The organism is Chitinophagaceae bacterium (genome assembly GCA_007695095.1).
Taxonomy (GTDB): domain Bacteria; phylum Bacteroidota; class Bacteroidia; order Chitinophagales; family REEL01; genus REEL01.
This window is the reverse complement of sequence record REEL01000164.1, coordinates 1-13,291: the sequence shown is the minus strand read 5'-3', so window position 1 is coordinate 13,291 and position 13,291 is coordinate 1. Positions and strand designations below refer to the sequence as shown.

Sequence of the window (13,291 nt, the reverse complement as noted above, 5' to 3'; positions counted from 1 at the left end):
TTCAATTTTTTACACTTAATGAAAATTAAATTTAAGTTAAACCATACACGAATTGTTAGATCCGGATTCACCGCATAAAAACAGAAATTTCAATCATTTGGAGCAGATACATACCTATATGCAAGAGCTTATTGCTGACCTAAAAGAAACTATGGGCAGTCCGGTGCATACTGAAGTGAAAGATGAATGGTAGTTTAAATTTCCTGAAACCAGCTTATCAGTTCTAATGGCTTGAGAGTTGACTTTTCCTGCGCATCTAAATCCCGCTTTATTTTACCATGGTGAATATGCAATAAACGATCTCCATATTGTATGGCTTCCTGCATATTGTGTGTTACTAATATTGCGGTCAATTGTTCTTTTTGAATTATTTCAGCAGCTATTTTCATTATCAATCCGGCAGCTTTTGGGTCTAAGGCCGCTGTTGGCTCGTCCAGGAGGATTACTTCCGGCAGTTCAATGGTTGCCATTACTAAAGTTAAAGCCTGTCTTTGACCTCCGGATAGATTGCTGACAGGTTGATTCAGATTATTCTCTAAACCTAAACCTAACTGACTGATTTTTTCTTTTATGATTGATTTAAAAGAACTGTTGATTCCGAGCTTGAGCCCTTTGCTTTTATTTCTTAAAGCTGCCAGCCTCATATTTTCTATAATTGTTAATCCCGGAGCTGTTCCTGACAAAGGGTCTTGAAAAATACGACTGATAAAGGCAGCTCTTTTATAGTCTGAGAGGTGGTTTATTTTTTTATTTTTCAGTAAAATTTCTCCTTTTTCACAGGAAAGATTTCCGGCTATCACATTCAGTAAAGTAGATTTTCCGCTCCCGTTGCCACCTATAATGGTTGTAAAAGTACCTTTTTTAAAGTGCAGGTTGATATCCTCTAAAGCGTTAAAAGTCATTCCACTTCCATCATCAAAGGTTTTATATACATTTTTTAACTCCAGCATAAACTCTATTCTAACTTAATTTTTTTACTGAGAGATGGAATAAGGCTTGGGATACCAATTATCAGCAAAACAATGAGTGCTGTCAAGAGCTTCATCCAGTTTGGGTTAATTCCGGCGCTGATGGCAAAAGAAAGTACCAATCTAAAAATGATGGAGCCTAAAATTACACCGCATACTCTCAAAAATATTTTTTTAAATCCGGCGAGTTCTGATACAGTTTCTCCGATAATTACGGCACCCAGACCCAGAATTACTATTCCTACACCCATATTAATATCTGCGAAGCCTTGCATCTGAACAATTAAAAAACCGCTTATAGCTATAAAGCCATTGGCAATTGCGAGTCCAATAATTTTAATAAAATTTGCATTAATACCGAAACTTCTGGCCATTTTAATATTATTTCCGGCAGCCCTCATGGAGAGTCCGAAATCAGTTTTGAGTAACCATGAAATAAATATAGCAAGAACTCCAACTATCAGTGTAAGTGTAAAAAAGTTATTTATGGTTGAAGTTGAAAAAAGCGTGAAATAACTGAAAATATTTTCAGTATCTAAAGCCAGTGGTAAGTTTGACCTTCCCAGTATATTGAGATTTACGGAATAAAGGGCTGTCATAACCAATATGCCACTCAACAGGCTATTTATTTTTAAGCGGGTATGTATGAGTCCCGTAGCAGTTCCTGCGAGCATGCCGGCTAATACAGAGGCAGAAAAAACTAAAGGCAAAGGCCAGCCTGCCATTATACCTACTGCTGTTATAACACCACCCAGGGTATAACTACCATCTGCTGTGATATCGGGAAAATTGAAAATTCGTAACGAAATAAAAATGCCCAAACACATAGAAGCAAATGCTAAACCAAGTGTTATGGCAGATAGGTAAAACAAACTACAAATTTACGGGTTCAAATCCTTCAAAATCGGTAAACCCAAACTTTAGGGCAGCTTCCTGATTAAATGTTTTTTTCCTTAACTGTACTTTTTCAATGCCGGGCAGTGCAGATCTGTCGCCTTTTAAATAAGCTGCGGCTTGTTCTCCTGCCTGATAACCCCAATAATAAAAATCAGCACCGTAGGCTGCAACGGCTCCTCTTTTGACCAAACCGGATTCACTGGTAAATATAGGAACACCTGCTTCTTCACAAGAGCGGAGAATTACCTCAAAGGATGAGAAAATAATATTATCCGGCAGGGCAAAGAAGACATCTATATCCTGATACAAAAGTGATTCTGTAACTAACTGAGTTTCTGAGGAATTGGTAACCGGCAGAGCAATAACTCTGTAAGACAGGGCTTTTGCCAGTGATTCAATACGTTCCAGTGCATTGACACTTTGTGTCTCTGCCTGATTATACACAAGACCAATCTTTTTTGCTTCCGGCATCCATTCTTTAATGAGTTTCATGGAAGAATCTATGTAGTCAAGCGATTCGTAAACCCCAAAAAGATTTTTAGGATAGTTGCCTTCGGCGTCATTCAGACCTGCTAAAGCCGGGTCCGGTGCAACCATCATACAAACCGGAATCCCTTCACTCCTTTGAACAGCTGTGATGGTAGAAAGTGTTGAATTGGCAGCAATTAAATCTACTTTTGTATTAACAAAGTACTGAAGTGACTGAACTAAAGTAGCCATATCACCCTGTGCATTTCTAAAATAAATCTTAAGGTTCCCATCTTCCTCACTTATGTTGTTTGCTTTTAACGCATCGGTAAATCCTTTTCTGGCTTCAGACAATGTAGCATCTTCCACGGCATCTAAAAAGCCAATTGTGTATGCATTTTTTTCCTGTGTATTACTATTTCCTGAAGAACAGGCAAACAAAAAGGGGAGAAACAATAAAAGTAAGACGATAGAAATACGTTTGGGGTAAGCCATAATTTTAGTTTAAGAATAGTAAGTTAACAATATTTGTTATAACATCAAAAGCCAAACTATAGTTAAAAAATTAGAGAAAATAATTTATATCTTATTATTCCTGTTTTTTAACATTCGGTGTTTTGCCTTCAATATCCGGCGGTAAAATTTTATTATTTTCTGCATCCGGATCAAATCGAATGAAAAGATGCGCCCAAATTGAACGGCTTACACGAAGAATATATGGAAATAAAAAAGCGAGAATGCCAAAGTTGATTAATAAATACTGCCAGGTATTCCAGTCAAACAATAAAAAATACCAAACAAAATTTGCGACAGAAAGTGCTACTGAGACTCCATAGCTGACATAGAGTGCGCCATAATAAAAAGCTACTTCAATAAAATAGGGTTGACCGCAAACGGGACATCTTTCGGGCATTGATTGAACATCGGTAAAGGTAAAAGTTTTTTCATCTCTGAACATATGTCCTTTTCGACATCTTGGGCAGTTTAAGGATAAGACACTGCTTAGAAAGCTTTTGTTTTTCATTTACTTTTCGTTTAAGAAAGAGAATTTTATGGTATTTTATTAGACTTAGCGAAATAACCCAAAAAGAAAAGTTTAAGTTTATTAAATACCTAAATAATCGTCATTATTATCCTTGTCTGATTCTTTTTTCTCCTTTTTTTCTTTTTTGTCGGAGCCAAAATAGTCGCGAAGGTATTCGCTTATGTTATCTACACCTTTTTGGAAAAAAACGGAAATGATGGATTGCGTGAATAAGATAACTGAATTCTGAAAGGTACGGGATTTTTTTCTAAAGAGAACATTTTCTACGGAGTATGAAACCATTAACTGGACAAAGCGGTAAGCAGGGTTGCTTTTGAGAATATTATTTTCGGTTAGGTTTTCAATGGTTCTGCGAATGATTTTAGATGGAGCCATGCTGACACTAAGGCTCTTAAAATCTTCAGAGATTTTTTTTTCTTTTTTATAAATCTCAAGTTTGAGCTTTGCCCGATGTTCTCTTAACTGATGTATATTTCTGATGGAGACTTTTGTCATTATAATTTATTTATCAACGAACATCTAAACTCTACTTTTCTTTTTCTTCGTTTCCTTCTTCAGCTGTTTTTTCATCCTCACCCGAATCCATTATTGCACGAATAAAAAAACCGGCTATGGCATGGGTTAACGACTTTCTGAAGATCATTAATATACTGATAATAAGGAAATATACTAAAGCTGCGAGTCCGAATCCCAGAAAGAAAGAATCAAATTGATAATTTAACCAAATTGCTAAACCAAAACTTAGGAGTAGGACGAGCATAAAAGCTGAAAGCAAAAGTATCAGTAATATGCTGACCAACGCAATAGATGTTGAAACTTTATCAATTAATTTAAAATAGTAATAGTCGCTTTGCAGTCGGACATACTCTTTTAATTCTTCTTTAAGTTCTTTAAATTTTTGTTTAGCTTCTTCCACCTGAGTTATTTACATAAAAATTGGGATAAACGATTAAAAACCGCTTATCCCGTAAAATTAAAAACTTTGAATGAATTATACAGCTTCTTTAGCTTTAGCTTTTACTTTATTAAGAGTCTCTTCAGACTTATTAAGTAGTTCTTTCGCTTTTTGTGTAATTTGCTCAGTTTCTTTCGTAAGTTTTTCATTCAAGTCTTTAAATGATTCAGAAACTTGCTTTCTGGTATCTTTACCTGAATTTGGGGCGAATAATAATCCCATTGCTGTTCCAACAGCAGCACCGGCTAATAGTGCAAATAATACTTTTCCATTTCCTTTTTCCATAATAATAATAAATTTAATAGTTAAAAATAATGCTTGTTTTTTAATTGTGTGGAAGTAATATAATAAAAATTATAGATTATCTTGTATTTTTTCAGGAATTTTTCTAATAAATTTTGTTAAATTAACAGCATCTTCTCCTGCATAGGCTCCGTAGGCGTCAACATATGAGCCTTTGTTCCCTTCTTTGTCTCTCATAACATAAAGCACACTGCTGTCATCGGGGTTTGAGTCTCCTTCAAAACGATATACTTTCAGAATCTCAAGTTCTTCAGGTTGGTATCTTTTTTTTGTTTCCATGTTAATAATAACTCCTTCATTATTACCAAAGTTCGTCTTATAACCTTTTGAATGGAGTTTATTTATAATTTCAGATAGCGTTTTCATAGTCAATGACATTTATGTAAGTAAAAAAATAATTCAAAAAAAGTTTAAAATAAAAGTACATTTAGAAGCTAATTCCAAGATATAGCTAAGCTACCGAATTTCGGGCATTGGTTGGTCTGTAGGTTATACCAAAAGTTTCTCTTTCCCTTCCGATTTCTCTTAATCCGTAATTATACCTTAGCCCTGCATGCAGCCAGTTAAGTTTGAATCCTAAGCCCGCTGAGATACCATAATCAAAATCGTTAAAATTATCCCGGTTGATTTCTTCTGTAAAATCAAAAATTCCGTCACTCTCATTAATGGCCTTGGCTCTAAGTAAATAAGATGCGTACATACCACCTTTGATATTAAAGTTGTCAGAAAGGTTAATAACAGCCAGTAATGGCAGGTCAATATAATCTAAGGCAAATGTAAATTCTCCGGAAATTAAATTGTCATATTTTACTGTAGCACCCTTCGTATTATATACTAATTCGGGTTGTATTGAAATGCGATCGGTAACAGGCGCTTCGATGAAAATACCGGCATGATAACCGATGCGGACATTTTCATCGTCTACTTCATCTACAAAAAGATTTGACATGTTCAAACCACCTTTAATACCAAAATGTGGCTGGGCAATAGTTGCACTTGAAATAATAAATAAAAATAACAATTGATAGATAGTCTTCATAATGATATATTTTTAGTTATATCAATCATTGCGAATATCCTGCCAAAAAAACAATAAAATTATAACTGCTTATAAAACAGTCTTTATAACATGCTGCTGAAGGTTAAATTGATTAAAGGGGATATTTAAAGTGAAAAAAAATCCACAAAATGTGGAATATACGATCAGAAAGCCTGAAGTTCCACCAATTTTTTATAAATTCCGTTTTGTTTAGACATAAGTCCAATGTGATTGCCCTTTTCAACTATGCGCCCTTCCTGCATTACATAAATCATATCGGCAAACTGAATGGTTGAAAGTCTGTGTGCAATAACCAGAGAGGTTCTGTTTTTCATAAGTTTTGAAATGGCATCTTGCACCAGTTTTTCAGACTCAGTATCCAGAGAGGAGGTCGCTTCATCTAAAATCAGTATTGGAGGGTCGCTTAGAATGGCTCTGGCTATTGTAAGTCTTTGCTTCTCACCACCGCTTAGCCTGTTGCCGCGATCACCAATATTGGTTTCAAAACCATTTTCCATTTGCTCTATAAAAGGCAAAGCATTAGCTATGCGGGCGGCTTCTGTAACTTTTTCAATAGTTACATTTTCAAGTCCCAAAGTAATATTATTATATATGGTATCATTAAACAAAATGGGTTCCTGAGAAACGACACCCATTAAATTTCGTAAATCTTTTAGTTTATAATTTTTAATATTTTCTCCGTCTATGAAAATGGCTCCTTCATTAGTATCGTAGAAACGAGGGAGGAGATCCACCAGAGTGGATTTGCCGGAGCCTGACTGACCTACAATGGCGATAGTCTGACCTTTTTCGATTTTGATGTTAATGTCGCTTAGGACAACTTCTTTTTGGTAGCCAAACTGCACATCTTTATACTCAATTATTTTTTCAAATGATTCTTTTGGCAGCGCATTCTCATTGTCTTTAATGGTTATCGGTGCATCCAGAATTTTATGAATTCTTTCTGAAGATGCTAAGCCTTTTTGGATATTATAAAAAGCTGAGGAGAAACTTTTTGCCGGAGGTATTAGCTGCGAGAAAATAACCATAAAAGTTATGAATGCCTCTGCTGAAAGGCCTGTGTCAGGGTCTAATACTAAATTTCCTCCAAACCATAACACAACTGCCACTATAGTTATTCCCAGAAATTCACTTAAAGGGGATGATAAATCCTTACGACGCAACATTTTATTAACCGTATTGAAGTAGGAGTGGTTTTCTCTTTGAAACTTTTCTTTAAGTAGTTTTTGTGCATTAAAAGCTTTAATAACTCTCAATCCGGTAAGTGTTTCGTCAATTATAGAAAGCAGTCCGCCCATTTTTTCCTGACCTTCAGTAGATGTTTTTTTCAGACTTTTGCCAATTCTACCGACGATTAGTCCGGTCACTAACAGCATTAATAAAACGAAAAGGGTTAGTTGGGGGCTCATAAATAACATAGCTCCCAGATAAGTGATAATAGTGACGGGTTCCCTGAAAGTTACTTCCAGCGTGCTCATGATGCCCCATTCAACCTCCTGTACATCGGAAGTCATTCTGGAAATAATATCCCCTTTTTTTTCTTCACTGTAGTAGCCCAGCGGCAGATGAATAGTTTTATTATACAGATTATTACGGATGTCTTTTACAACGCCGTTTCTGATTGGTGCCAGATTGTAGAGGGCGAGATAGCGAAACAAATTTTTGAAGAAAAAGATAATAGTAACTAAAATGCAAATAAACAGTAAAGCCTGGGGTTTTCCGTACTCAATAATGATATTGCTGAGAGTATAGTTAAAATACTCGAGTATGGTCTTTACAGAGAACTCCCAAACCGGTTTCTCCTGAACGAGTTGTTCGTTTTCAAACAAAATCTGAAGAAAGGGGAAAATCATGGCCAGGGAAACCAAAGAAAAAAGTATCGCCAGCAAGTTAAAAATAATATTTAAACCTGCGTAAAACCTGTACTTAAGAATATATTGGAGAATTCTGCCAAAGCCTTTCATATATTTGACAAATTTATCAATAAATTTTTAATTAAAACCTTTTTGGTCACTTAGCTTTATGAATACTTTAAATCCGGACAAAGTGGAATCTGATTCTATTTTTTATTATTTAAAAAACAACGTTATTAAAGTTTTTAGAAATTAGGTTTTTATGGGTAAAAAATGTTTTCATAAACAGAAACCACAAATCAGTATCTCTTTCATTTGCTGAATTGTTTATATCTTTACCGTATGGAAAGTAGAAGACAAAAAAGAGTTTCCTCTTTAATTAGAGAGGCCTTAGGAGAAATATTTATGCAATCGGGCAGTTCGTTTTACGGACGTTCATTAGTAACGATTACACAGGTGGAGGTTACGCCTGATTTACTCATTGCCAGGGCTTATGTGAGCATCTTTAATGTGGAAGATAAAGAAGCTGTTTTGACACAATTACAATCGAATGTTCATGAAATTCGTTTTCAAATGGGTAAAAAGCTGAGACATCACCTTCGCAGAATGCCCGAAATAGAATTTTTTCTTGACAATTCGTTGGATGATGCGATTAAAATAGAGGAGATTCTTAAAAAAGATAAGGACAGAGATAAAGATTCTGAATCATAAGCAATTGAATAATTTTTCATTCATATTAAAAATTGCAGGTCGTTACTTATATTCCAAAAAGAGTAGTAATGCAGTAAATATACTCACTGCTATTTCGATGAAGGGAATGGGAATAGGTGTTATGGCCCTGGTGCTTGTGCTCTCTGTTTTCAACGGATTTGAAAGTCTGGTCAAGCAACTTTACGGCGTATTAGATCCGGAAATCAGGATTACGGCTGCTGAAGGAAAAGTGTTTGAATTTACCGATGAAGATTATGAATTTATAAAGTCGGTAAATGGAGTAGAAGAAATAAGCATGTTTTTGGAAGAAAGGGTGCTTGTGAGATACCGGGATGAAGAATATCTTGCTTTGGTGCGCGGCGTTGACAGTCGTTATGAAAAGGTTTCTGACTTAAAAAATTATATAGTAAGAGGAGAATATGCACTTATGGATATGGGTGCTCCGCGGGCAATTCTTGGTGCCGGTGTTCAAAGGGCTTTGAATATACAGGTTGAGCAAAGTTTTCACAATTTGGTTTTATATGTTCCCAACCGGACCGGCAGAATCAGTAGTATAAATCCCGACCAGGCATTTAACCGAAGAACTATTGCCCCCTCCTCCGTTTTTTCTATTCAGCAGGAATTTGATAATCAGTATATTTTTGTTCCGGTTACTTTTATGCAGGAGGTGCTGAATTATAATGAAAAGACAGTAACCGCTTTGGACATAAAATTAATAAGTGGTTATAATCAAAATAGGGTAGCGAATCAACTCAGGCAATTGCTGAGTGATGAATATGTGGTCCAAACCCGTTATCAGCTGAATGAAACGCTCTATAGTATTATGCAGACAGAAAAGTGGGTGGTATATGCCATACTTACTTTGATTTTAATAATTGCAGCATTCAATATAGTAGGCTCATTGTCTATGCTGGTGTTGGAGAAAAAGCATGATATTGCCATATTGCAGGCTATGGGAGCCACGCCAAATACTATTCGAAATATTTTTATAGCTGAGGGTTTGATTATTTCATTAGGAGGTGCACTGGCAGGCAGTTTGCTGGCAATTTTAATAGCTTTTGCACAAATTCATTTTGAGCTGATTAAAATCAGCAGCAGTGGTAGTTTTGTTGTTAGCGCTTATCCGGTAGAATTACAGTTACTTGATTTTGTGTTGATTTCCGTGACTGTCATTTTTATTTCCATACTTGCATCCTGGTTCCCGGCTGTCAGAGCTTCCCGGATGAAGAATCTGGCAAAGGCAGAATAGCATAACGACGATTTTTTTCTAAGCTTTCTAAATAATGCCGGGCCGTCTCCTCTATCGTATTTTCCAATGGACGAAAGTCTGTATTCAAAGTGCGTTTTATTTTTTCATTACTGTAGTAAAACTTTTCAGTCATGAAATGCAGCATTTCTGAAGAAAAAAGTGGCTGTTTACGGGTAATTATTGTGCTCAACTGATCGGCATACATTACGGTTTTCAAAAGGGCTTTTCCGGCTTTAATAGTTGGTGGCTTAAAGGAATAGGCTTTTGCTATTTGCGTGAGTACCTCTTTGTAAGCCATGTTTCCGCCAGACATAATGTATCGATTACCACTAATATCTGATTCCATCAGTTGAATGCTCATTTCTGCCACATCACGCACATCTACAAAAGCATTAGTCCCACCCGGATAAAAGCTGATGCCTTTATAAACTTTATCAAAAAGTCTGGCTGTACCCGCATCCCAAAATCCTCCGCCAATTATCATGGAAGGATTTGTAATCACCACGTTTAAACCCTCAGCTTGTCCGCGCCAGACTTCCCGTTCACCTAAATATTTTGAGAGTCCGTATGCAGAATTGTATTTACTTTTTTCCCAAACAGCTGATTCGTCAATTTCATTTTCGGGTGTTTTTCTGCCAATGGCAGCAATAGAACTTATGTACAAGAGCTTTTTTACATTATTGGATAAGCACATATTTACTATGTTGGCAGTGCCTTCCATATTGACATGCATCATTTTACTCTTTTCGGACTTTTTAAAGGAAATTAATCCGGCAACATGATATACATGATCAATATTTTGGCAGGCTATATTCAGTCCATCCGTATCATTGACATCGCTTTCAAACCATTCAATTTTATCTTTCACATCACTAATTAGGCTGAAATCACTGTTTGCCCGGTGTATAGCCTTTACTTTATAGCCTTTTTTCAATAAATAGCGAATGATATATGCTCCGACAAAACCCGTCCCTCCGGTTACTAATACGTTCATAAAAAAAGTATTTTTAAGCAAGAAAATTTATTCCTCAGGGGAAAAATAATCATTTGGAAAATGAAATAAAAATCAATTTTAATCTTTTTGAATTAAAAAACTATTAATATAGTCAAACAAGTACTTTCTATATTTGTTATCGTTTCTAAAATTAATTCTTTTGAAAAACCTTATACTCCTCAACGTTTTTATACTTACTTTCCTATCTATTTTGGCCGAAGATACGTTAAGCTTACCTGAAAAAGGAAGCAAAGAGTTGTCTTTTGGTATTCAACCTTTTGGAAATAACTTTTTACAGGCAGAGGCGAATCCGGTGAGCAGCAGTTTGCTTTTTAGGTTTTACATCAGTGAATCTGTAGCTTTGCGCTTAGGGACAAATTTGGTATACAAAAATGAAAACAAGGACGAGAAATTTCCGGCGGGATTACTGCTGGCTGAGAATAATCGATTTTTCAAGATTGATTTACTGACCGGTTTTCAATTAAAATTCGCTGACTTTAGAAAAACAGCCGTTTACGGAATTTTGGATTTTGGGTATGGTTATTCTTCTTTGAAAAATACAGAAACTATAGAGGTTATTGACTCCGGGAGTGCCGGTTTTGGAGATAACGGGGATTATATTACAACGACTACAGATTTCGGGCCGGAAAACCATTTTTATGCATATCCCGGAATTGGATTTCGTTATAAGTTAAATGCTAATTTTTCTATAGGAGCTGAAATTTTCTACGGGCTTTCTTATGCCGTTAGTGGTAAAGGCAAGATTAAGCGAAAATTGGAAACAGACGGTCAGATTTTTAGAGATGAAGAGATGATAGATGTTGAGAAGTCAGCTTTCAGAGTGGGCGATATGGGGAAAGCGATACTTTCACTGAATTTTAATTTTTAGCTATAAAAATCTTTTTATTTCGCTTAAACAACCAACTTCGAAAGTAATTTGTTCTTTATGTGCAGTTTTAAACGGATTGAAATATACCTGATCAATCAATACGGATTTTGCTCCAAGGATATCAGCTATAAGGTTATCGCCTATCATAATGCAGTCGCTGTTAATTGCTGCGCAGCGTTGCATACTGTATTCAAAAATACGTCTATCCGGTTTTTTTGATTGCACATCCTCAGAGGTAATAATATGTTCAAAATAATCTCTAATGCCGGAAGAAGTCAATTTGGTGTATTGGGATTCTTTAAAACCGTTTGTAATGACATGTAATTTATATTTCCCTTTCAGGTAATTTAGTATTTCTAATGCAAAAGGGAAAAGGTGTTGTTTTCTGGGGCAACTTTCCACATAGCGATCAGCCAGTTTATTTGTCAGACTTTCTTCTTCTACTCCAAATGCTTTAAGTGTTTTGTAAAATCTCCCGAAACGCAGGTCATGTTTTTGGATTTTATTTTCCCGGTATAATCTCCAGTATTCAAGATTTATATTTTTATAATTGGTGTAAAAGTCATCAAAAGATTTAATGCCCCAGGTATTGAGGTGAAAATCGGCATACATTTCTTCCAAAGTCTCTTTGGAGTTTTTCTCAAAATCCCATAGGGTATGGTCTAAATCAAAAAAAATGTGTTTATAGGTTTTTAATTCCATAAATGATAAACAATTTTAGCTCTTTGAAGTTCAGGGAATATCCTGACAAAGTTCTATTAAGACATTATTAGTATCTTTTGGATGAAGAAAACAAATGAGTTTATTGTCTGCACCTTTTTTGGGTGTTTCGTTAAGCAATCTGATTCCGGAGGCTTTTAGTTTTTGCATATATTCTTCTAAGTTTTTCACATCAAAAGCTATGTGATGAATGCCTTCACCTCTTTTAGAAATAAATTTTGAGATAGGGCTATCGGGGTCGGTGCCTTGTAAAAGTTCTATTTTACTTTCTCCACACCGGAAAAATGCAGTAATCACTTTTTCGGAATCAACGGTTTCTGTTTTGTATGACTTTGCTCCGTGAAGGATTTCAAAAAGCTTCATGGATTTTTCCAGATTTTCGACAGCTATGCCTATGTGTTCAATTTTTTCCATAATTAAAGGGATGATTGATTGTTAAGTTACAAACTTAATAAGCTTTTTGGAAATCGAGGAAGAAATTGTTTTGAGAGGGCTTTTTTTAGAGTGGGAAGAACCGAGGGGGGAAGTAGGCTGTAGGCATCAGCAGTAGGCAGGGAGGGAAGAATGGAAAAATTATGATGTCAAATATACTTCGCAAGACCCAAGAATACCAAGACCCAAGAGACCAAATTCCAAGAATTCAAAAATTCAAAGGCAGCAATTTTATTAGCGCGCTCATAAAAGGGGTTAGAAGGGCTTGTTAAAACTGTTTGAAAGCCCCTGCCCCCAATCATGAGATTGTCACACTTCAAGCCCGCCCGCATAGCTTACCCTTTTGAAGCTCACAATGACGGTGTGGTGTGAGGCTGTTCGCTGTCCATTTACTTTTCATATTCTAAGCTTTCTTGTTTTATTGGACAATCCCTCAAGGCCCGATTAACGGCACGACAGGCTTTTGTATTTATATTTTGGATAAACTTCAAGCTTAAAGAACATAAAGAAGACGTTTTGCAGAAGGGGTGCGGCCTTTATTCCGGACTTGGGGGTGGGAAAGTCCCAAGAGGCCAAATTCCAAGAATTCAAAAATTCAAAGGCAGCAATTTTATTAGCGCGCTCATAAAAGGGAAAACCTAAAAAACTTCCGTCATTATGAGCGCGACTACTGTAAATATTAGATTTTGTGCATGCTCTCAAGTCGCGTGTAATAATCTCCTGAATAGAAAGAGCTGGAAATGGAAA

17 protein-coding genes are annotated in these 13,291 nt (G+C 35.9%); 3 read left to right on the top strand and 14 right to left on the bottom strand.

The annotated features are described in order from the left end of the window. Nucleotides 1-194: 194 nt before the first annotated feature. The 10 genes from EA412_13730 to EA412_13685 all read right to left on the bottom strand — a co-directional run bounded on the left by EA412_13730 (nt 195) and on the right by EA412_13685 (nt 7,660). Nucleotides 195-950 carry an ATP-binding cassette domain-containing protein gene (locus EA412_13730; protein ID TVR76416.1) on the bottom strand — a complete coding sequence of 252 codons (756 nt, stop codon included), beginning with the start codon at nt 948-950 and terminating at the stop codon, nt 195-197. Nucleotides 951-955: 5 nt separating this feature from the next. Then, entirely contained in the window at nt 956-1,795 is an 840-nt protein-coding gene (locus tag EA412_13725; protein TVR76417.1) for an ABC transporter permease, read from the bottom strand. Between the two features lie 46 nt (nt 1,796-1,841). Next, nucleotides 1,842-2,828 (bottom strand): ABC transporter substrate-binding protein, encoded by a 987-nt coding sequence (locus EA412_13720; protein ID TVR76415.1) that lies wholly within the window; start codon nt 2,826-2,828, stop codon nt 1,842-1,844. 94 nt (nt 2,829-2,922) lie between these two features. Beyond that, entirely contained in the window at nt 2,923-3,357 is a 435-nt protein-coding gene (locus EA412_13715) for a DUF983 domain-containing protein (GenBank protein ID TVR76414.1), read from the bottom strand. Between the two features lie 81 nt (nt 3,358-3,438). Beyond that, nucleotides 3,439-3,873 carry a hypothetical protein gene (locus EA412_13710; protein ID TVR76413.1) on the bottom strand — a complete coding sequence of 145 codons (435 nt, stop codon included), beginning with the start codon at nt 3,871-3,873 and terminating at the stop codon, nt 3,439-3,441. A gap of 31 nt (nt 3,874-3,904) precedes the next feature. Then, nucleotides 3,905-4,294 (bottom strand): hypothetical protein, encoded by a 390-nt coding sequence (locus EA412_13705; GenBank protein TVR76412.1) that lies wholly within the window; start codon nt 4,292-4,294, stop codon nt 3,905-3,907. 75 nt (nt 4,295-4,369) lie between these two features. Further along, nucleotides 4,370-4,618, bottom strand: coding sequence for a YtxH domain-containing protein (locus EA412_13700; GenBank protein ID TVR76411.1), 249 nt, complete (start codon nt 4,616-4,618; stop codon nt 4,370-4,372). 69 nt (nt 4,619-4,687) lie between these two features. Next, entirely contained in the window at nt 4,688-5,014 is a 327-nt protein-coding gene (locus EA412_13695) for a hypothetical protein (protein TVR76410.1), read from the bottom strand. A 73-nt stretch (nt 5,015-5,087) separates the two neighbouring features. Continuing rightward, a complete protein-coding gene (locus EA412_13690; GenBank protein TVR76409.1) occupies nt 5,088-5,675 on the bottom strand; it encodes a PorT family protein in 588 nt (195 codons plus the stop codon). Between the two features lie 164 nt (nt 5,676-5,839). Continuing rightward, a complete protein-coding gene (locus EA412_13685; GenBank protein ID TVR76408.1) occupies nt 5,840-7,660 on the bottom strand; it encodes an ABC transporter ATP-binding protein in 1,821 nt (606 codons plus the stop codon). Nucleotides 7,661-7,891: 231 nt separating this feature from the next. On the opposite strand from EA412_13685, the gene rbfA reads away from it, so the two are divergent. Further along, nucleotides 7,892-8,260 carry a 30S ribosome-binding factor RbfA gene (gene rbfA / locus EA412_13680; GenBank protein ID TVR76407.1) on the top strand — a complete coding sequence of 123 codons (369 nt, stop codon included), beginning with the start codon at nt 7,892-7,894 and terminating at the stop codon, nt 8,258-8,260. A 97-nt stretch (nt 8,261-8,357) separates the two neighbouring features. After that, nucleotides 8,358-9,509, top strand: coding sequence for an ABC transporter permease (locus tag EA412_13675; protein ID TVR76406.1), 1,152 nt, complete (start codon nt 8,358-8,360; stop codon nt 9,507-9,509). Here EA412_13675 and EA412_13670 read toward each other — a convergent pair. Continuing rightward, entirely contained in the window at nt 9,469-10,503 is a 1,035-nt protein-coding gene (locus tag EA412_13670) for an SDR family NAD(P)-dependent oxidoreductase (protein TVR76405.1), read from the bottom strand. The two genes, EA412_13675 and EA412_13670, sit on opposite strands and share 41 nt — an antisense overlap. 211 nt (nt 10,504-10,714) lie before the next feature. On the opposite strand from EA412_13670, the gene EA412_13665 reads away from it, so the two are divergent. Continuing rightward, a complete protein-coding gene (locus EA412_13665) occupies nt 10,715-11,392 on the top strand; it encodes a hypothetical protein (protein ID TVR76404.1) in 678 nt (225 codons plus the stop codon). Here EA412_13665 and EA412_13660 read toward each other — a convergent pair whose 3' ends face one another. The 3 genes from EA412_13660 to EA412_13650 all read right to left on the bottom strand — a co-directional run. Then, entirely contained in the window at nt 11,393-12,094 is a 702-nt protein-coding gene (locus EA412_13660) for a noncanonical pyrimidine nucleotidase, YjjG family (GenBank protein TVR76403.1), read from the bottom strand. It abuts the gene before it with no gap. 30 nt (nt 12,095-12,124) lie between these two features. Further along, on the bottom strand, nt 12,125-12,526 hold the full coding sequence (mce, locus tag EA412_13655; protein ID TVR76402.1) for a methylmalonyl-CoA epimerase: 402 nt from the start codon (nt 12,524-12,526) through the stop codon (nt 12,125-12,127). Between the two features lie 462 nt (nt 12,527-12,988). Then, nucleotides 12,989-13,291 (bottom strand): hypothetical protein (locus EA412_13650; protein TVR76401.1); only part of this gene is annotated, 303 nt, incomplete at its 5' end.

What these genes read in the sequence shown, in the direction of transcription:
- EA412_13730 (TVR76416.1), bottom strand. Translation starts at nt 950, where the DNA reads ATGCTGGAGTTAAAAAATGTATATAAAACCTTTGATGATGGAAGTGGA.
- EA412_13725 (TVR76417.1), bottom strand. Translation starts at nt 1,795, where the DNA reads ATGTGTTTGGGCATTTTTATTTCGTTACGAATTTTCAATTTTCCCGAT.
- EA412_13720 (TVR76415.1), bottom strand. Translation starts at nt 2,828, where the DNA reads ATGGCTTACCCCAAACGTATTTCTATCGTCTTACTTTTATTGTTTCTC.
- EA412_13715 (TVR76414.1), bottom strand. Translation starts at nt 3,357, where the DNA reads ATGAAAAACAAAAGCTTTCTAAGCAGTGTCTTATCCTTAAACTGCCCA.
- EA412_13710 (TVR76413.1), bottom strand. Translation starts at nt 3,873, where the DNA reads ATGACAAAAGTCTCCATCAGAAATATACATCAGTTAAGAGAACATCGG.
- EA412_13700 (TVR76411.1), bottom strand. Translation starts at nt 4,618, where the DNA reads ATGGAAAAAGGAAATGGAAAAGTATTATTTGCACTATTAGCCGGTGCT.
- EA412_13695 (TVR76410.1), bottom strand. Translation starts at nt 5,014, where the DNA reads ATGTCATTGACTATGAAAACGCTATCTGAAATTATAAATAAACTCCAT.
- EA412_13690 (TVR76409.1), bottom strand. Translation starts at nt 5,675, where the DNA reads ATGAAGACTATCTATCAATTGTTATTTTTATTTATTATTTCAAGTGCA.
- EA412_13685 (TVR76408.1), bottom strand. Translation starts at nt 7,660, where the DNA reads ATGAAAGGCTTTGGCAGAATTCTCCAATATATTCTTAAGTACAGGTTT.
- rbfA (TVR76407.1), top strand. Translation starts at nt 7,892, where the DNA reads ATGGAAAGTAGAAGACAAAAAAGAGTTTCCTCTTTAATTAGAGAGGCC.
- EA412_13675 (TVR76406.1), top strand. Translation starts at nt 8,358, where the DNA reads ATGAAGGGAATGGGAATAGGTGTTATGGCCCTGGTGCTTGTGCTCTCT.
- EA412_13670 (TVR76405.1), bottom strand. Translation starts at nt 10,503, where the DNA reads ATGAACGTATTAGTAACCGGAGGGACGGGTTTTGTCGGAGCATATATC.
- EA412_13660 (TVR76403.1), bottom strand. Translation starts at nt 12,094, where the DNA reads ATGGAATTAAAAACCTATAAACACATTTTTTTTGATTTAGACCATACC.
- mce (TVR76402.1), bottom strand. Translation starts at nt 12,526, where the DNA reads ATGGAAAAAATTGAACACATAGGCATAGCTGTCGAAAATCTGGAAAAA.